Source organism: Pseudomonas sp. R25(2017) (assembly GCF_002112565.1).
Taxonomy (GTDB): Bacteria; Pseudomonadota; Gammaproteobacteria; order Pseudomonadales; family Pseudomonadaceae; genus Aquipseudomonas; species Aquipseudomonas ekonensis.
Window position 1 is genome coordinate 93,640 of the sequence record NZ_NEHZ01000003.1, and the last position, 17,414, is coordinate 111,053.

At 62.8% G+C, this 17,414-nt stretch carries 15 protein-coding genes and 3 tRNA genes; 16 read left to right on the forward strand and 2 right to left on the reverse strand.

Annotated elements, in window-relative coordinates:
- Positions 1-8: 8 nt before the first annotated feature.
- The 14 genes from folP to CAG31_RS04955 all read left to right on the forward strand — a co-directional run bounded on the left by folP (position 9) and on the right by CAG31_RS04955 (position 12,796).
- Entirely contained in the window at positions 9-860 is an 852-nt protein-coding gene (gene folP / locus CAG31_RS04890; protein ID WP_085578441.1) for a dihydropteroate synthase, read from the forward strand.
- A 15-nt stretch (positions 861-875) separates the two neighbouring features.
- Complete coding sequence (glmM, locus tag CAG31_RS04895; RefSeq protein ID WP_085578443.1) at positions 876-2,213, forward strand: phosphoglucosamine mutase; 1,338 nt, start codon at positions 876-878, stop codon at positions 2,211-2,213.
- A gap of 65 nt (positions 2,214-2,278) precedes the next feature.
- Positions 2,279-3,034 carry a triose-phosphate isomerase gene (gene tpiA, locus CAG31_RS04900; RefSeq protein ID WP_085578445.1) on the forward strand — a complete coding sequence of 252 codons (756 nt, stop codon included), beginning with the start codon at positions 2,279-2,281 and terminating at the stop codon, positions 3,032-3,034.
- 4 nt (positions 3,035-3,038) lie between these two features.
- Positions 3,039-3,422 (forward strand): preprotein translocase subunit SecG, encoded by a 384-nt coding sequence (secG, locus tag CAG31_RS04905; protein ID WP_085578447.1) that lies wholly within the window; start codon positions 3,039-3,041, stop codon positions 3,420-3,422.
- A gap of 22 nt (positions 3,423-3,444) precedes the next feature.
- Positions 3,445-3,530, forward strand: a tRNA-Leu gene (locus tag CAG31_RS04910).
- Between the two features lie 98 nt (positions 3,531-3,628).
- A tRNA-Met gene (locus CAG31_RS04915) sits at positions 3,629-3,705 on the forward strand.
- A 127-nt stretch (positions 3,706-3,832) separates the two neighbouring features.
- The gene (gene rimP / locus CAG31_RS04920; RefSeq protein WP_085578886.1) at positions 3,833-4,291 is read left to right on the forward strand and encodes a ribosome maturation factor RimP; all 459 of its coding nucleotides are present in this window, start codon (positions 3,833-3,835) and stop codon (positions 4,289-4,291) included.
- A gap of 59 nt (positions 4,292-4,350) precedes the next feature.
- Positions 4,351-5,832, forward strand: coding sequence for a transcription termination factor NusA (nusA, locus tag CAG31_RS04925; protein WP_085578449.1), 1,482 nt, complete (start codon positions 4,351-4,353; stop codon positions 5,830-5,832).
- A gap of 27 nt (positions 5,833-5,859) precedes the next feature.
- Complete coding sequence (gene infB / locus CAG31_RS04930) at positions 5,860-8,382, forward strand: translation initiation factor IF-2 (protein ID WP_085578452.1); 2,523 nt, start codon at positions 5,860-5,862, stop codon at positions 8,380-8,382.
- 159 nt (positions 8,383-8,541) lie between these two features.
- Complete coding sequence (rbfA, locus tag CAG31_RS04935; protein ID WP_085578454.1) at positions 8,542-8,943, forward strand: 30S ribosome-binding factor RbfA; 402 nt, start codon at positions 8,542-8,544, stop codon at positions 8,941-8,943.
- 4 nt (positions 8,944-8,947) lie between these two features.
- Positions 8,948-9,865, forward strand: a complete 918-nt coding sequence (gene truB / locus CAG31_RS04940) for a tRNA pseudouridine(55) synthase TruB (RefSeq protein ID WP_085578456.1) — start codon at positions 8,948-8,950, stop codon at positions 9,863-9,865.
- Positions 9,866-10,004: 139 nt separating this feature from the next.
- Positions 10,005-10,274 (forward strand): 30S ribosomal protein S15, encoded by a 270-nt coding sequence (gene rpsO, locus CAG31_RS04945; protein ID WP_085578459.1) that lies wholly within the window; start codon positions 10,005-10,007, stop codon positions 10,272-10,274.
- A 209-nt stretch (positions 10,275-10,483) separates the two neighbouring features.
- The gene (gene pnp, locus CAG31_RS04950; protein ID WP_085578461.1) at positions 10,484-12,589 is read left to right on the forward strand and encodes a polyribonucleotide nucleotidyltransferase; all 2,106 of its coding nucleotides are present in this window, start codon (positions 10,484-10,486) and stop codon (positions 12,587-12,589) included.
- A gap of 131 nt (positions 12,590-12,720) precedes the next feature.
- A tRNA-Thr gene (locus CAG31_RS04955) sits at positions 12,721-12,796 on the forward strand.
- Between the two features lie 6 nt (positions 12,797-12,802).
- Here the strand turns inward: CAG31_RS04955 and CAG31_RS04960 are convergent.
- On the reverse strand, positions 12,803-13,417 hold the full coding sequence (locus CAG31_RS04960) for a hypothetical protein (protein WP_085578463.1): 615 nt from the start codon (positions 13,415-13,417) through the stop codon (positions 12,803-12,805).
- A gap of 275 nt (positions 13,418-13,692) precedes the next feature.
- Between CAG31_RS04960 and CAG31_RS04965 the strand changes: the two genes are divergently transcribed.
- Positions 13,693-13,989 carry a DUF6388 family protein gene (locus CAG31_RS04965; RefSeq protein WP_085578465.1) on the forward strand — a complete coding sequence of 99 codons (297 nt, stop codon included), beginning with the start codon at positions 13,693-13,695 and terminating at the stop codon, positions 13,987-13,989.
- 51 nt (positions 13,990-14,040) lie between these two features.
- Here the strand turns inward: CAG31_RS04965 and nadC are convergent, their stop codons facing one another.
- Positions 14,041-14,889: a carboxylating nicotinate-nucleotide diphosphorylase gene (gene nadC, locus CAG31_RS04970; RefSeq protein ID WP_085578467.1), complete on the reverse strand. Its 849-nt coding sequence runs from the start codon at positions 14,887-14,889 to the stop codon at positions 14,041-14,043.
- A gap of 313 nt (positions 14,890-15,202) precedes the next feature.
- Between nadC and CAG31_RS04975 the strand changes: the two genes are divergently transcribed.
- Positions 15,203-17,380 carry a DUF1631 domain-containing protein gene (locus CAG31_RS04975; RefSeq protein ID WP_085578469.1) on the forward strand — a complete coding sequence of 726 codons (2,178 nt, stop codon included), beginning with the start codon at positions 15,203-15,205 and terminating at the stop codon, positions 17,378-17,380.
- The last annotated feature ends 34 nt before the right edge of the window (positions 17,381-17,414 follow it).

Consider the following 17,414-nt stretch of genomic DNA (forward strand, 5'->3'; position numbering starts at 1 on the left):
GGTTTGAAATGACTTCTGCTCAGTCCCTGACCCGGTTGCCTTGCGGCAACCGGGTTCTTGATTTGGCCCGGACGCATGTCATGGGCATTCTCAATGTCACTCCCGATTCTTTCTCCGATGGCGGCCGGTACGGTCAGCTCGATGCTGCGTTGCGCCATGCCGAAGCGATGGTGCAGGCCGGCGCGACGTTGATCGATGTCGGTGGCGAATCCACCCGGCCCGGTGCGCGGGCGGTTTCTCCGCTGGAGGAGCTCGAGCGCGTGGCCCCGGCCGTGGAGCGGATCGCCCGGGAGCTGGATGTGATCATTTCGGTCGACACGTCGACCCCGTCGGTGATGCGCGAGACGGCTCGGCTGGGGGCGGGGTTGATCAACGACGTGCGCTCGTTGCGCCGGGACGGTGCATTGGATGCGGCGGCGGCCACGGGTTTGCCGGTGTGCCTCATGCACATGCTGGGCGAGCCTGGCGACATGCAGGACAATCCGCGGTACCAGGACGTCACCCGTGAAGTGGGCGAGTTTCTGGTCGAGCGCATGTCGGCGTGCGCCGCGGCGGGCATTCCCGCCGAGAGGATCATTCTCGACCCCGGTTTCGGTTTCGCCAAAACCCTGCAGCACAATCTAAGCTTGTTCAAGCACATGGAATCCCTGCATGCGCTTGGGCGGCCGCTGCTTGTGGGCGTGTCCCGCAAGAGCATGATCGGGCAGACCTTGAATCGCCCCGTGGATGAACGTTTGAGCGGTGGTTTGGCACTGGCGGCGCTGGCGTCGGTCAAGGGTGCGCGCATACTGCGCGTGCATGACGTGGCGCAAACGGTGGATGTCGTGCGGATGATCGAAGCCGTGGATTCGGCCGAATAGGAATATGGAGCACTTATGAGCAAGAAATATTTTGGCACCGACGGTATTCGCGGCCGGGTCGGTGAGTATCCGATCACTCCAGACTTCATGCTCAAGCTCGGCTGGGCGGCCGGCATGGCATTCCGCAAGATGGGCGCCTGCAAGGTGCTGGTCGGCAAGGACACCCGGATTTCGGGGTACATGTTCGAATCGGCGCTTGAGGCCGGCCTGACCTCCGCCGGGGCCGATGTGATGCTGCTCGGCCCTATGCCGACGCCGGCCATCGCCTACCTGTCGCGCACGTTCCAGGCCGAGGCCGGGATCGTGATCAGCGCTTCGCACAACCCGCACGACGACAACGGCATCAAGTTCTTCTCCGGTAAGGGCACCAAGCTCCCGGACGAGCTGGAGCTGATGATCGAAGAGCTTCTCGACACGCCGATGACCGTGGTCGAGTCGAGCAAGATCGGCAAGGTCTCGCGGATCAACGATGCCTCGGGCCGCTACATCGAATTCTGCAAGAGCAGCGTGCCGTCCGGCACCAGCTTCTCGGGCCTCAAGATCGTGATCGACTGCGCCCACGGTGCGACCTACAAGGTGGCGCCGAGCGTGTTCCGTGAGCTGGGCGCCGAGGTCGTGGTGCTGTCGGCCCAGCCGAATGGCCTGAACATCAACGACAACTGCGGCTCGACCCACATGGGGCCGTTGCAGGCCGCGGTGCTGGCGGAGCACGCCGACCTGGGCATCGCCTTCGACGGTGACGGCGACCGGGTGCAGATGGTGGATCACACCGGCGCCGTGGTCGACGGCGACGAGCTGCTGTTCATCATCGCGCGGGACCTGCACGAGCGCGGCAAGCTTCAGGGCGGTGTGGTCGGCACCTTGATGAGCAATCTCGGGCTGGAACTGGCGCTGGCCGATCTGGGCATCCCGTTCGTGCGCGCCAATGTCGGCGACCGTTATGTCATCGCCGAACTGCTGGAACGCAACTGGTTGGTGGGCGGTGAGAACTCAGGGCATGTCGTGTGCTTCAACCACACCACAACCGGGGATGCGATCATCGCGGCGCTGCAGGTGCTGATGGCGCTGAAGACCCGCAACGAAGGGCTGGCCCAGACCCGCCAGGCGCTGCGCAAGTGTCCGCAGGTGCTGATCAACGTGCGTTTCGGCGGCGGCGAAAGTCCGCTTGAGCATCCTGCTGTCAAAGAAGCCAGTGCCCGTGTCACCCAGGCGATGGCCGGTCGTGGCCGCGTTCTGCTGCGCAAGTCCGGGACAGAGCCTTTGGTGCGTGTCATGGTCGAAGGCGAGGACGAGGCCCAGGTTCGCGGCTACGCCGAAGAGCTGGCAAAACTGGTGACTGAAGTTTCTGCATGATTCGGCTTGCCAGCCATGATTGTGTTGGGTAACATCTGCGCCCACTTTGACCGACGAGGTAAAGCATGCGTCGCCCTATGGTAGCTGGTAACTGGAAAATGCACGGTACCCGCGCCAGCGTCGCTGAGCTGATCAACGGCCTCCGTCATCTGGCATTGCCAAGCGGCATTGATGTCGCGGTATTCCCGCCTTGCCTGTTCATCAATCAAGTGATTGATGGCCTGAAAGGAAAATCGATTTCGGTCGGTGCGCAGAATTCTGCGGTGGAATCCATGCAAGGTGCCTTGACGGGTGAGATCGCTCCGAGTCAGTTGGTGGACGCAGGTTGTTCCCTGGTGCTTGTCGGGCACTCCGAGCGTCGCCAGATCATGGGTGAGCGTGACGGGATGCTGAACCGCAAGTTCGCGGCGGCACAGGCCTGCGGTCTGGTTCCGGTGCTCTGCATAGGGGAAACCCTTGAGCAGCGCGAAGCTGGACAGACCCTTGAGGTTGTCGGGCGTCAGCTGGGCAGCATCATCGAAGAGTTGGGGGTGGGTGCCTTTGCAAAGGCGGTCATCGCTTACGAGCCGGTCTGGGCCATTGGCACCGGGCTGACTGCGACGCCGCAGCAGGCTCAGGATGTGCACAAGGCCATCCGCGAGCAATTGGCGGCAGAGAATCCTGAAGTGGCACGAGGTGTGCGGCTTCTGTACGGCGGCAGCGTGAAGGCGGCCAATGCGGCTGAACTGTTCGGCATGCCGGATATCGATGGGGGGCTCATTGGTGGAGCTTCCCTGAATGCAGATGAGTTCGGTGCGATTTGCCGCGCCGCGGGAAACTGAAAAAATGCTGGAAACAGTCGTAGTCGTTTTTCATCTGCTGGGTGCATTGGGCGTAGTTGCTCTGGTTTTGCTGCAGCAGGGTAAGGGAGCGGACGCTGGTGCGTCTTTCGGAGCAGGTGCTTCAAATACTGTGTTCGGAAGCCAAGGTTCCTCTACCTTTCTTAGTAAGTTTACTGCTATACTCGCCGCCGGTTTCTTCATAACCAGCTTAGGGTTAGGATACTTTGCTAAAGAGAAGGCTCATCAGCTGACTCAAGCAGGTCTGCCAGATCCGGCGGTGTTGGAAGTTCCAAAGCAACAACCGGCTTCTGACGATGTCCCGGTGCTTCAAGAGCAAAAGTCGGCCAGCTCGGCGACTGACGTACCTCCAGCTCAAGAGCAGAAGTAAGAAGGGTTTCAAACGTAGTTTTGCCGAGGTGGTGGAATTGGTAGACACGCAACCTTGAGGTGGTTGTGCCCATAGGGTGTAGGGGTTCGAGTCCCCTTCTCGGTACCAATTAGTCAGGAGAGCCCGCTGTTGCGGGCTTTCTTGCAGGTGGAAGGTTACATTGACCCTCGTTAGGGTTCGGTCGTATACTTTCGCCCCAGCTTTGTCGCGGGGTGGAGCAGTCTGGTAGCTCGTCGGGCTCATAACCCGAAGGTCGTCGGTTCAAATCCGGCCCCCGCAACCAGTTTAAGGAGCCCCTTCTTCAGGGGCTTTTTGTTAGCTGGACACTTTCAATGCCGCTGTCGCGCGGCAATCTCATGGTGGGCTTCTTGCCCATTTTTTATTTGCACAGCATGCACGAGGGGGTTCAGGTGTCGAGCAAGCTAGAACAGTTGCAGGCCTTGTTGGCCCCGGTGGTCGAGGCTCTTGGCTATCAATGCTGGGGGATCGAATTCATCTCTCAAGGCAAACATTCGGTTTTGCGGATCTACATCGATAAAGAGGGCGGCATCCTGATCGACGACTGCACGGCAGTGAGTCATCAGGCCAGCGCGGTCCTCGATGTGGAAGACCCGATCAGTTCCGAATACACCCTTGAGGTGTCCTCTCCTGGCATGGATCGCCCGCTGTTCACTCTGGAACAGTTTGCTTCGCATGCCGGCGAACAAGTGAAGATCAAATTGCGTTCGCCTTTTGAAGGCCGGCGCAACTTTCAGGGCCTTCTGCGCGGAGTGGAAGAACAGGATGTCGTGGTGCAGGTGGATGACCATGAGTTCCTGTTGCCGATCGATATGATCGACAAGGCCAACATTATTCCCAGTTTTGACTGAGACCTGCCAGATACTGCGGATCCCGCGGATCCAATGGCTTGCGAAAGGCGAGGCGTACGATGAGCAAAGAAGTACTGCTGGTTGTTGAGTCGGTATCCAATGAAAAGGGTGTACCGGCAGGCGTGATTTTTGAAGCGCTGGAGCTGGCTCTGGCCACTGCAACCAAAAAACGTTTTGAAGACGAAGTGGACCTGCGTGTGGAAATCAACCGCCACACCGGTTCCTACGAGACTTTCCGTCGCTGGACGGTGGTCGAGGAAGCCGATCTGGACGATCCGGCCATCGAGACCTGGCCGAGCAAGGTTGCCGAAACGCACCCGGGCGCCAAGGTCGGCGACGTCGTCGAAGAGAAGATCGAGTCCATCGAGTTCGGCCGCATCGCGGCGCAGACCGCCAAGCAGGTCATCGTACAGAAGGTTCGTGAAGCCGAGCGCGCCCAAGTCGTGGACGCGTACCGCGAGCGCTTGGGAGAGATCATCTCCGGCACCGTGAAGAAAGTGACCCGCGACAATGTGATCGTCGACCTGGGCAACAACGCCGAAGCGTTGCTGGCCCGTGAAGACATCATCTCCCGCGAGACCTTCCGTGTCGGCGTTCGCCTGCGTGCGCTGCTCAAGGAAATCCGCACCGAGAACCGCGGCCCTCAGCTGATCCTGTCGCGCACCGCGCCGGAAATGCTGATCGAGCTGTTCCGCATCGAAGTGCCGGAAATCGCCGAAGGCCTGATCGAAGTGATGGCCGCCTCCCGGGATCCGGGTTCGCGCGCCAAGATCGCCGTCCGCTCCAAGGACAAGCGCATCGACCCGCAGGGCGCGTGCATCGGCATGCGCGGTTCGCGCGTCCAGGCCGTGTCGGGCGAATTGGGTGGCGAGCGTGTGGACATCGTCCTGTGGGACGACAACCCGGCGCAGTTCGTGATCAATGCCATGTCGCCTGCCGAAGTGGCGGCGATCATCGTTGACGAAGACGCCCACGCCATGGACATCGCGGTGGGTGCCGACAACCTCGCTCAGGCCATCGGCCGCGGCGGCCAGAACGTGCGTCTGGCCAGTCAGCTGACCGGTTGGACCCTGAACGTGATGACCGAATCGGACATCCAGGCCAAGCAACAGGCGGAGACCGGCGACATCCTGCGCAACTTCATCGACGAGCTGGAAGTCGACGAAGAGCTGGCCCAGGTGCTGGTCGACGAAGGCTTCACCAGCCTGGAAGAGATTGCCTACGTACCGCTGGAAGAGATGCTCAACATCGACGGCTTCGACGAGGAAATCGTCAACGAGCTTCGCGCTCGCGCCAAGGACCGGTTGTTGACCAAGGCCATCGCTACTGAGGAAAAGCTGGCAGACGCCCATCCGGCCGAAGACCTGCTCTCGCTTGAGGGCATGGACAAGGATCTGGCGGCGGAACTGGCGGTGCGCGGCGTAGTTAACCGCGAAGACCTGGCCGAGCAGTCGATTGATGACCTGCTCGACATCGACGGTATCGACGAAGAGCGTGCCGGCAAGTTGATCATGGCCGCCCGAGCCCACTGGTTCGAGTAATTAGGCGCGGCCTGAGGAGAGAAGTGCATGACGCAAGTCACGGTGAAACAACTGGCCGATGAGGTCAAAACACCGGTAGAGCGCCTGTTGCAGCAGATGCGTGAGGCAGGTCTGCCGCACACCGCCGCCGAAGAACATGTGACTGACAGTGAAAAGCAGTCCCTGCTGACTCACTTGAAGAGCAGCCACAAGGCGAAAGTGGAAGAGCCACGCAAGATCACGCTGCAGCGTAAAACCACCAGCACCCTGCGGGTGGCCGGCAGCAAGAGCATCAGCGTAGAAGTGCGCAAGAAGAAAGTTTTCGTGCAGCGCAGCCCGGAAGAGATCGAGGCCGAGCGTCAGCGTGAGCTGGACGAGCGCCGCGCCGTGGAAAACGCCGCCCGTCAAAAGGCAGAAGAGGAAGCCCGCCTGCGCGCCGAAGAAGAAGCGCGCCGTCAGCCTCCTGCTGCCCCGGCCGCTGCGGCCGAGCCTGTTGCAGCCCCGGCTCCGGTTGCCGAGCCTGTGCGCGAAGCGGTATCCGCAGCGCCGGCCGCTCCGGTCGTCGAAGTGCGCAAGCGTGACGACCAGCGTCGTCCGGACAAGCCACGCGCCGACGAGAACAGCCGTCGCGGCGGCGGTGACGGCGAGCGCAAGAACGCTCCGCACCGCGCATCGGTCAAGGAAAAGGCGCCGGCCCCTCGCGTGGCGCCCCGCACCACCGACGAAGAAAGCGATGGCTTCCGCCGCGGCGGTCGCAGCAGCAAGTCCAAGCTGAAGAAACGCAACGCCCACGGTTTCCAGAGCCCTACCGGGCCGGTGGTGCGTGACGTGAAGATCGGCGAGACCATCACTGTGGGCGATCTGGCCCAGCAGATGTCGGTCAAGGCTGCTGAAATCATCAAGTTCATGTTCAAGCTGGGCACCCCGGCCACCATCAACCAGGTTCTGGACCAGGAAACTGCCCAGCTGGTCGCCGAAGAACTGGGCCACAAAGTGACCCTGATCAGCGACACCGCCCTGGAAGATTCCCTGGCCGAGTCCCTGAAGTTCGAAGGCGAGGCGGTGCCTCGTGCTCCGGTCGTGACCGTCATGGGTCACGTTGACCACGGCAAGACCTCGCTGCTCGACTACATCCGTCGCGCCAAGGTCGCTGCGGGCGAAGCCGGCGGCATCACCCAGCACATCGGTGCGTACCACGTCGAAACCGAACGCGGCATGGTCACCTTCCTCGACACCCCGGGTCACGCGGCGTTCACCGCGATGCGTGCCCGCGGCGCCAAGGCGACCGACATCGTGATCCTGGTGGTCGCGGCCGACGACGGCGTGATGCCGCAAACCATCGAAGCCGTTCAGCACGCCCAGGCTGCTGGCGTGCCGCTGGTGGTGGCGGTGAACAAGATCGACAAGCCGGGTGCCGACCTCGATCGCATCCGCAGCGAGCTGGCGACCCACGGCGTGACGCCGGAAGACTGGGGTGGCGACACGCCGTTCGTTCCGGTTTCGGCGAAGATGGGTACCGGCGTCGACGAACTGCTCGAAGCCGTGCTGCTGCAGGCCGAAGTGCTTGAGCTCACCGCCACTCCGTCGGCCCCTGGCCGTGGTGTCGTGGTCGAGTCGCGTCTGGACAAGGGCCGCGGCCCGGTGGCCACCGTGCTGGTTCAGGACGGTACCCTGCGTCAAGGCGACATGGTGCTGGTCGGTTCGAACTATGGCCGCGTGCGCGCCATGCTCGACGAGAACGGCAAGCCGATCAAGGAAGCGGGCCCGGCCATTCCGGTCGAGATCCTCGGCCTGGACGGCACGCCTGACGCCGGTGACGAGATGAGCGTGGTGGCCGACGAGAAGAAGGCCCGTGAAGTGGCCCTGTTCCGTCAAGGCAAGTTCCGCGAAGTCAAGCTGGCCCGCGCTCACGCCGGCAAGCTGGAAAACATCTTCGAAAGCATGGGCCAGGAAGAGAAGAAGACGCTCAACATCGTCCTCAAGTCCGACGTCCGCGGCTCGCTGGAGGCCCTGCAAGGCGCCCTCAACGGCCTGGGCAACGACGAAGTGCAAGTGCGTGTGGTCGGTGGCGGCGTCGGTGGCATCACCGAATCCGACGCCAACCTGGCACTGGCCTCCAACGCCGTGCTGTTCGGCTTCAACGTGCGTGCCGATGCGGGCGCACGGAAGATCGTCGAGCAGGAAGGTCTGGACATGCGTTACTACAACGTGATCTACGACATCATCGAAGACGTCAAGAAGGCCCTGACCGGCATGCTCGGCAGCGATGTCCGCGAGAACATCCTGGGTATCGCCGAAGTGCGTGACGTGTTCCGTTCGCCGAAGTTCGGCGCGATCGCCGGTTGCATGGTGGTCGAGGGTGTCGTGCACCGTAACCGTCCGATCCGCGTGCTGCGTGAAGACATCGTGATTTTCGAAGGCGAGCTGGAATCCCTGCGCCGCTTCAAGGATGACGCTTCCGAAGTCCGTGCCGGCATGGAATGCGGCATCGGCGTGAAGAGCTACAACGACGTCAAGGTCGGCGACAAGATCGAAGTCTTCGAGAAGGTTCAGGTTGCTCGCAGCCTCTGACTCGCGCACTTCGGGAGCCGCAACGGGCCGCCGCAGCGATCTGCGCAGCCCGTCCGGCGGACTCTAAACGCAACGCCCGGTCTGGCCTCCGCCAGGCCGGGCGTTTGCCGCTTTCAGACCTCACGGGTTTCGCCGTGGGGCAGTTACAGGTAACAAACCATGGCAAAAGAATACAGCCGTACCCAACGTATCGGCGATCAGATGCAGCGTGAGCTGGCCCAGCTGATCCGTCGTGAAGTCAAAGACCCGCGCGTCGGCCTGGTCACCATCACTGCGGTGGATGTCAGCCGTGACGTCGGTCACGCCAAGATCTTCATCACTGTGATGGGGCAGGACAACGCTGCCGACATCGCGCAGAGCATCAAGGTGCTGAACGCCGCCGCCGGTTTCCTGCGCATGCAGCTGGCCCGCGAAATGAAGCTGCGCAGCGTGCCGCAACTGCATTTCCACTACGACGAAAGCGTCGCCCGCGGCGCGCACCTGTCGGCCCTGATCGACCGTGCGGTGGCTGAAGACAGCCTGCACGAGACGGCGGCCGAACCCGAAGACACCAAGGAGTAATCCGGTGGCCCAGGTCAAACGTATCCGTCGTAACGTCAGCGGCATCATCCTGCTCGACAAGCCGCTGGGGTTCACCTCCAACGCGGCGCTGCAAAAGGTTCGCTGGCTGCTCAACGCCGAGAAGGCCGGGCACACCGGCAGCCTCGACCCGCTGGCCACCGGCGTGCTGCCGCTGTGCTTCGGCGAGGCGACCAAGTTCTCGCAGTACCTGCTCGATTCCGACAAGGGCTATGAGACGCTGGCGCAACTGGGCAAGACCACTACCACGGCCGATGCCGAGGGCGAGGTTCTGCAGGAGCGTCCGGTGACCGTTGGTCGCGCCGACATAGAAGCCGTCCTGCCGAAATTCCGTGGGCAAATCAATCAGATACCGCCGATGTACTCGGCGCTCAAGCGTGATGGCCAGCCGCTCTACAAGTTGGCCCGTGCAGGTGAAGTAGTGGAGCGCGAACCGCGTTCTGTTACTATTGCGCGCTTGGAATTGCTGGCCTTCGAAGGCGATACTGCGCGACTGGCGGTGGATTGCAGCAAGGGCACCTATATCCGTACCCTGGTGGAGGATATCGGTGAGCAGCTCGGTTGCGGTGCGTACGTCGCTGAATTGCGGCGTACCCAGGCCGGGCCTTTCACCCTGGCGCAGACCGTGACCCTCGAAGAGCTCGAAGCGGCCCATGCCGAAGGCGGCAACGAAGCGCTCGACCGCTTCCTGATGCCGGCGGACAGCGGCCTGCAGGATTGGCCGCTGCTGAAGTTCTCGGAGCACAGCGCGTTCTACTGGCTCAACGGCCAGCCGGTGCGCGCTCCGGATGCGCCGAAGTTCGGCATGGTGCGGGTACAGGATCACAACGGTCGCTTCATCGGCATCGGTGAAGTGAGCGAAGACGGGCGCATCGCGCCGCGTCGCTTGATTCGGTCGGAATGACCGGAACCGGTCCGCGTAACAGCGGGCCGGCGAGGGTGGCTGTCAACAGGCACGGTCACTGCTCTTTTATTGATACAGGGATTTGTCCCTGGCCTGTTGAAACCGTCCCTGGACGGTTTCCTGATAAAAGGATTGCCTCATGGCTCTCAGCGCAGCAGAAAAAGCTCAAATCGTTACCGACTACCAGCAAGCCGTTGGTGATACCGGCTCGCCAGAAGTGCAAGTTGCACTGCTGACCGCCAACATCAACAAGCTGCAAGGTCACTTCAAGGCCAACGGCAAAGACCACCACTCCCGTCGTGGTCTGATCCGCATGGTTAACCAGCGTCGCAAGCTGCTGGACTACCTGAAAGGCAAAGATCTGAGCCGCTACAGCGCTCTGATCGGCCGCCTGGGCCTGCGTCGCTAATCAGCGATTGCGCTATGAGGTTGGTTGCCTGTCGGCTGTCTGCGGTTTTCCGCCGGCAGGCGGCAGGCTTCCAGCCTCAAGTTTTATCTGAGGCACCTGTTTCATCCCGGCAGCACCCCGGACAATCCGCATCGGGCCGATTCCCGACATTGCCCAAGAATTTCGCAAGAAACCAGTTCCCCCAAGAGCCACAAAGAAGGTAGGACACCGTGAACCCGGTAATCAAGAAGTTCCAGTTCGGTCAGTCGACCGTCACCCTCGAGACAGGCCGCATCGCCCGTCAGGCCACCGGCGCAGTGCTGGTCACCGTTGACGACGACGTCAGCGTATTGGTGACCGTGGTCGGCGCCAAGCAAGCCGATCCGGGCAAGGGTTTCTTCCCCCTGTCCGTTCACTACCAGGAAAAGACCTACGCCGCAGGCAAGATCCCTGGCGGTTTCTTCAAGCGCGAAGGCCGTCCTTCCGAGAAGGAAACCCTGACTTCCCGACTGATCGACCGTCCGATCCGTCCGCTGTTCCCTGAAGGCTTCATGAACGAAGTGCAGGTCGTCTGCACCGTCGTCTCCACCAGCAAGAAGACCGATCCGGACATCGCTGCGATGATCGGCACCTCGGCTGCCCTGGCCATCTCCGGCATTCCGTTCGACGGCCCGATCGGCGCCGCCCGCGTCGCTTTCCACGAAAGCACCGGCTACCTGCTGAACCCGACCTACGAGCAACTGGCCGCATCGAGCCTGGACATGGTCGTGGCCGGTACCGAAGAAGCCGTGCTGATGGTCGAGTCGGAAGCCAAGGAACTGACCGAAGACCAGATGCTGGGCGCCGTGCTGTTCGCCCACGACGAATTCCAGTCGGTCATCAAGGCCGTCAAGGAACTGGCCGCCGAAGCCGCCAAGCCGACCTGGGACTGGGCGCCTGCCGCCGAGGCCACCGAACTGCTGGGCGCGATCCGTGCCGAGTTCGGCGAAGCGATCTCCCAAGGCTACACCATCACGGTCAAGGCCGACCGCTACGCCCGTCTGGGCGAGCTGCGCGACCAGGCGGTCGCCAAGCTGTCCGGTGAAGAAGGCCAGCCTTCGGCCGGCGACGTCAAAGCGGCTTTCGGCGAAATCGAATACCGCACCGTTCGCGAGAACATCGTCAACGGCAAGCCACGCATCGACGGCCGCGACACCCGCACCGTGCGTCCGCTGAACATCGAAGTCGGCGTGCTGCCGAAGACCCACGGTTCGGCGCTGTTCACCCGTGGCGAAACCCAGGCCCTGGTGGTCGCGACCCTGGGCACCGCCCGTGACGCGCAACTGCTGGACACCCTGGAAGGCGAGAAGAAAGACTCGTTCATGCTGCACTACAACTTCCCTCCGTTCTCGGTGGGCGAGTGCGGTCGCATGGGCGGTGCCGGTCGTCGCGAAATCGGTCACGGCCGTCTGGCCCGCCGTTCGGTCCAGGCCATGCTGCCTGCCGCCGACGAATTCCCGTACACCGTTCGTGTGGTGTCGGAAATCACCGAATCCAACGGCTCCAGCTCGATGGCTTCCGTGTGCGGCGCTTCCCTGGCCCTGATGGACGCCGGTGTGCCGATGAAGGCACCGGTGGCCGGTATCGCCATGGGCCTGGTGAAGGAAGGCGAGAAGTTCGCCGTCCTGACCGACATCCTGGGTGACGAAGACCACCTGGGCGACATGGACTTCAAAGTGGCCGGTACCGCCAAGGGCGTCACCGCGCTGCAGATGGACATCAAGATCAAGGGCATCACCGAAGAGATCATGGAGATCGCCCTGGGCCAGGCCCTGGAAGCTCGCCTGAACATCCTCGGCCAGATGAACCAAGTGATCGGCCAGTCGCGTACCGAACTGTCGGCCAACGCACCGACCATGATCGCGATGAAGATCGACACCGACAAGATCCGCGACGTGATCGGCAAAGGTGGCGCGACCATCCGTGCCATCTGCGAAGAGACCAAGGCGTCGATCGACATCGAAGACGACGGCTCGATCAAGATCTTCGGCGAAACCAAGGAAGCCGCAGAAGCTGCCCGTCAGCGCGTTCTGGGCATCACCGCCGAAGCCGAGATCGGCAAGATCTACGTGGGCAAGGTTGAGCGCATCGTCGACTTCGGCGCGTTCGTCAACATCCTGCCGGGCAAGGACGGTCTGGTGCACATCTCGATGCTGAGCGACGCTCGCGTAGAGAAAGTCACCGACATCCTGAAAGAAGGCCAGGAAGTGGAAGTGCTGGTGCTGGACGTGGACAACCGCGGCCGCATCAAGCTGTCCATCAAAGACGTGGCGGCTGCCAAGGCTTCGGGCGTTTAATCGACCCCAGGCTTTCGCGCAATGAAAATGCCCCGCCGTGAAAACGGCGGGGCATTTTTTTTCCTGTCAAAAATGATTGCGGCGCGAGATGGGTTGCCGGGCGCCGAGACCGATGCTAGGTTTAGCCCACCGCCCGTGTAGCTCAGCCGGTAGAGCAGCGCACTCGTAACGCGAAGGTCGCAGGTTCGATTCCTGTCTCGGGCACCATTCCCCTCATTTCACCTTGCGGCTCAGCTCCTCCACGGTGCGCTTGAGCTGATCCATCGCACGGTCCTGATCGCTGACGTCCCGCTTGAGGCTCGACAGCTCGCTTGAGCTGGAGCTGGAACCGCTGCTGCGTTTGAGTTCCTCGACCTGCCGGCGCAGGTTGTCCAGTTCCCGGTCCTGCTCCTTGACCTTGTTCCTCAGTTCGTCGGTGTCGCGGCTGCCGGCGCTTGAGCTGGAACCGCTGCTGCGTTTGAGTTCTTCCATCTGCCGGCGCAGGGTGTCCAGTTCACCGTCCTGTTTCTTGACCTGTTCCTTGAGCTGGTCAGTCTCCCGGCTGCCGGCGCTGGCGCTGGAGCCGCTGCTGCGTTTGAGCTCTTCGAGCTGGCGCGTCTGGTCGCCGAGGGTGTCGCGCATCTTCTTCAGTTCATCGAGGCTGATGTCGGTTCTGACGATCACGGTCTTGCCGTTGTCGTTGTGGATGGCGGGAACCGAGTCGCCGTAGCCGGGGAGCCGGTCGCTCAGCTCGATGGCCATTGCATTGCCCGGCAGGGCCAACGCCCCGAGCAGGGCGGTCATTGCGGTAGTGGACACAACAGACGACATTTTCGAAAGGCTGCGCATCACTGGGTTTCCTTGTGGACAGCGGAGTGGCGTGCCGATATGGCACATCGCTATGACTCGGAATCCGGATTTATGTTCCCCCGGTCAGCTTTTTGTGCGAGAGATGTAAAGACCCGTGTCATTCGTCATCCAAACGTCCTATATTCGGCGCCAGCACAAGCATCGCCCTGCAGTGTTCAGATGATCCCGAATGGTTCCGAGGCCGGACAATCCGCGGCAGAGAGATCCCAGAAGATCCAGATCCATCACCCATTCCCCTGATCAGCGAGAACGCCATGATCCCAAAAGAACAACGAATCGATGTAGCGCTGGAGAAATACCTGGCGGCGACGCCTTCCCTTCAGGAAGAGATCAGCGCCCTGGACGCCACCGAGCAAAAGCAGCAGGCGCAGTGGGCGTTCGAGGACGAAGCCGAGTCCCGCGGGCTGGAGCCTTGGGAACTGGTGCTGGAGCTGGTGGCCGAGACGCCGCAGGAGCTCAAGGCCATGCGCCTGGAAGTGCATCAGGAAGTGGCCGAAGCCTTGGGCATGAAGCTGCAGGCCTATCTTGAACTCAACGAAATCGACAATTGAAACAAAAACGCCAGCCCCGACGGAGCTGGCGTTTTTCGTTGCGCGGCGGCTTCAGAGGCTCAGGCGCATCGACAGGTCCACCGCCTTCACGTCCTTGGTCATGGCGCCGATGGAAATGTAGTCCACGCCGGTGCGGGCGATCGGCAGCAGCGTGCTTTCGTTGATGCCGCCGCTGGCTTCCAGCTTCGCCTTGCCGCCGTTCAGGCGCACGGCTTCGCGCATGTCGTCCAGGCTCAGCTCGTCGAGCATGATGATGTCGGCCCCGGCGTCCAGCGCCTCCTTCAGTTCATCCAGGCTTTCCACTTCGACCTCCACCGGCTTGCCCGGCGCGATCCGGTGCGCGGCGGCGATGGCCTGGGGGATGCCGCCGCTGGCGGCGATGTGGTTTTCCTTGATCAGGAACGCGTCGTACAGGCCGATGCGGTGGTTGTGGCAGCCGCCGCAGGTCACCGCGTACTTCTGCGCCAGGCGCAGGCCCGGCAGGGTCTTGCGGGTGTCGAGCAGCTTCACGCCGGTCTCGGCGACGAAATCCGCCAGTTGTCGGGCGCGGGTCGCGACACCGGAGAGCATCTGCAGGAAGTTCAGCGCGCTGCGTTCGCCGGTCAGCAGCGAACGGGCCGGGCCTTCCAGGTGGAACAGCGGCTGGTTCGGGCTCACCCGGTCGCCGTCGCGCACCTGCCAGTGCACCGCCACCCGCGGGTCGAGCTGACGGAACACGGCGTCGACCCAGGCGGTGCCGCAGATGACGGCGGCGTCGCGGGTGATGATGGTCGCCTTGGCCAGGCGTTCGGCCGGGATCAGTTGTGCGGTGATGTCGCCGCTGCCGATGTCTTCGCGCAACGCACGGCGGACGTTGGCTTCGATTTCGGCGGTCAAATCGGCGAGACGTAGGTTCGGCATAACGGGCTCCACAGACAAAGTGGCCCGATTATAGGGGCATGGCAGGGCCCAACCCAAGGCGGGTGCGCAGGGACTTGAGCGCAGCCGGTCGATTTCCTTGAGCAAATGCGCGCCGGGAGCGGTCACTGGAACAGCGCCGGGGCCTAGGGGAATCCCTGAGGGCTCTGGCGCCGGGGACATTTTTTGCAAGATAATCCGCCTTGCATTTGACGTCATGGCTTTGACGTTTGTCTTTGAGCCCGCTTTCCGGCCGTTCCCCGACAGGGATCGGCAGGCCCGCGCACTTGAAGAATCACCGTTTCAGGAGGCTTGGATGCACAACGACGGGAATGTAGTGCCTTTGCGCAAGGCCGCTACCGATCCGGCGAACCCTTCGCCGCTCGCCCGCCTGCCTGTGATTCTGCTTCAGGTGCGCGACAAGGCCACCCAGCAACTGCGCCACGGCCTGCAGGCGCTGTTCGACAATGCCGACGACACCCTGTTCGAAATGGCCGACCGAGCCCGCAGCGACGTCGAACAGAATCTCTTTTTCGAGGCCATGCGCGACCTGCGCCTGAAGCGCAAGAACATCGAGCGCGGCTTTCTCGAACATCTCTTCGAGGCGTTCGTCGGCCTCACCCAGTACGATCCCGCGCAAAACGCCTTGCCGTCCTCGCTGCTGCCGGACGAAACCTCTGAACGCACCGACGACCGGGAGCGCAGCGTCGCCATCGAGACCATGGTCGGCCGTGTGCTGAGCCGCGACGGTTTCGCCCTCGATCAATTGACGGCGCGGCTCAATGCCCTGCTCGGCAAGACCCTGGAGGATCGGCACAACCCGCTGGGTCCTTCGATGCTGTGCGAATATTTCCTGCTGGCCGGGCGCAACCTGGGGGTGGGGATCAAGGTCAAGCTGATTCTGCTCAAGCTGTTCGAGCGTTACGTGCTGGCCGACACCGATCAGCTGTATGCCGAAGCCAATCAGTTGCTGGCCGCCACCGGCGTGCTGCCCGAGCTGAAACCGGCGCCCGCGCGCCGTGCCATCGACCAGGCCGTCACCCGTGCCAGCAGTGAGCCGACGCACAGCGAACCGCCTCCGCTGGAGGACGGCGTGCAGGAAGTCTTCTCGGCGTTGCAGGCACTGCTGTCGCACCTGCGCGGCAGCGTGGCGCCGATCCTGGAGCCCAGTTCGGCGGTTCAGCCGATCTCCACCCGCGACCTGCTGCGCCTGCTTTCGCACTTGCAGCAGTACGTGCCGACGCTGGCGGCGTTGGACGATTTCGACCTGCGCAACCAGCTCGAGCAATTGCTGACCCAGGTGAGCGTGCGCAGTGGCAAGTCGCGCATCGTCGGCGGCGCCGACGAGGACGTGATCAACCTGATCGCCATGCTGTTCGAGTGCATCCTCGACGACCGCAACCTGCCGGATTCGCTCAAGGCGCTGATCGCTCGGCTGCAGATCCCGATGCTCAAGGTCGCGGTGCTCGACAAGAGTTTCTTCAGCCGCAGCAGTCACCCGGCGCGGCGCCTGCTCAACGAAATCGCGGACGCCGCCATGGGCTGGGGCGAGTGCGACGGCCATGCGCGGGACAGCCTGTACCTGCGCATCGAGCAGGTGGTGCAGCGCTTGCTGACCGATTTCAATGACGATCCGGCGATCTTCTCCGAGCTGCTGGCGGATTTCCTGGCCTTCACCGGCGACGAGCGCCGCCGCAGCGAATTGCTCGAGCAGCGCCTGCGCGATGCCGAGGAGGGGCGGGCGAGGACCGAACTGGCTCGCCGCCGGGTGGAGCAGGCGCTCAACCAGGCGTTGCCGGGCAAGGTGCTGCCGCCCAAAGTGGTGGCGTTCGTCCAGGATGCCTGGAGCAAGGTGCTGCTGTTGACCTGCCTGAAGCACGGCGACCAGAGCGCCGAATGGCGGGCGGACGTGCAGACCATGGAGCAATTGGTCTGGAGCGTGCAGCGTCACGATGGGCCGGAGTCCGGCATGCGCCTGCTGGCGATGGTGCCGGGGCTGCTCAAGTCGTTGCGCGACGGCCTGAGCAGTTCGGCGTTCGACCCGTTCGCCACCAGCGAGTTTTTCAGCGAGCTGGAAGCGCTGCACGTGCGCCTGTTCGAGCGTGCCGATGAGTCCGGCCCCACCGAGGCGCTGGTCTTAGTCGAGGTGGCGTTGCCGGTGGCCCTGCGCGCGGCGGACGAGGGCATGCCTTTGCGCCTGCCGCAGGACGATGCCGGCCTGCGGCAGGTCGAGCAGTTGCGGCTGGGCAGTTGGGTGGTGTTTCGCGAAGACGAAGAGCACACCTTGCGCTGCAAGCTGGCGGCCATCAACGAGACCACCGGCAAATACGTGTTCGTCGACCGCACCGGCATGAAAGTGCTGGAGCGCGACCGCACCGGGCTCGCCCTGGAGCTGCGTCGCGGCGCGGCGTGGCGGCTGGACGACACCTTGCTGTTCGACCGCGCGCTGGAGTCGGTGCTGGGCAATCTGCGGCGGCGCAATCGCGCCAAGTGATCGCGTCCGGCACGCCGATCACGGCATACTGGGC

Bases quoted from the DNA above. Each gene is read 5' to 3' on its own strand.
- tpiA (WP_085578445.1), top strand. From the start codon at position 2,279: ATGCGTCGCCCTATGGTAGCTGGTAACTGGAAAATGCACGGTACCCGC.
- folP (WP_085578441.1), top strand. From the start codon at position 9: ATGACTTCTGCTCAGTCCCTGACCCGGTTGCCTTGCGGCAACCGGGTT.
- secG (WP_085578447.1), top strand. From the start codon at position 3,039: ATGCTGGAAACAGTCGTAGTCGTTTTTCATCTGCTGGGTGCATTGGGC.
- nusA (WP_085578449.1), top strand. From the start codon at position 4,351: ATGAGCAAAGAAGTACTGCTGGTTGTTGAGTCGGTATCCAATGAAAAG.
- CAG31_RS04975 (WP_085578469.1), top strand. From the start codon at position 15,203: ATGCACAACGACGGGAATGTAGTGCCTTTGCGCAAGGCCGCTACCGAT.
- nadC (WP_085578467.1), bottom strand. From the start codon at position 14,889: ATGCCGAACCTACGTCTCGCCGATTTGACCGCCGAAATCGAAGCCAAC.
- infB (WP_085578452.1), top strand. From the start codon at position 5,860: ATGACGCAAGTCACGGTGAAACAACTGGCCGATGAGGTCAAAACACCG.
- rpsO (WP_085578459.1), top strand. From the start codon at position 10,005: ATGGCTCTCAGCGCAGCAGAAAAAGCTCAAATCGTTACCGACTACCAG.
- rbfA (WP_085578454.1), top strand. From the start codon at position 8,542: ATGGCAAAAGAATACAGCCGTACCCAACGTATCGGCGATCAGATGCAG.
- glmM (WP_085578443.1), top strand. From the start codon at position 876: ATGAGCAAGAAATATTTTGGCACCGACGGTATTCGCGGCCGGGTCGGT.
- CAG31_RS04965 (WP_085578465.1), top strand. From the start codon at position 13,693: ATGATCCCAAAAGAACAACGAATCGATGTAGCGCTGGAGAAATACCTG.
- CAG31_RS04960 (WP_085578463.1), bottom strand. From the start codon at position 13,417: ATGCGCAGCCTTTCGAAAATGTCGTCTGTTGTGTCCACTACCGCAATG.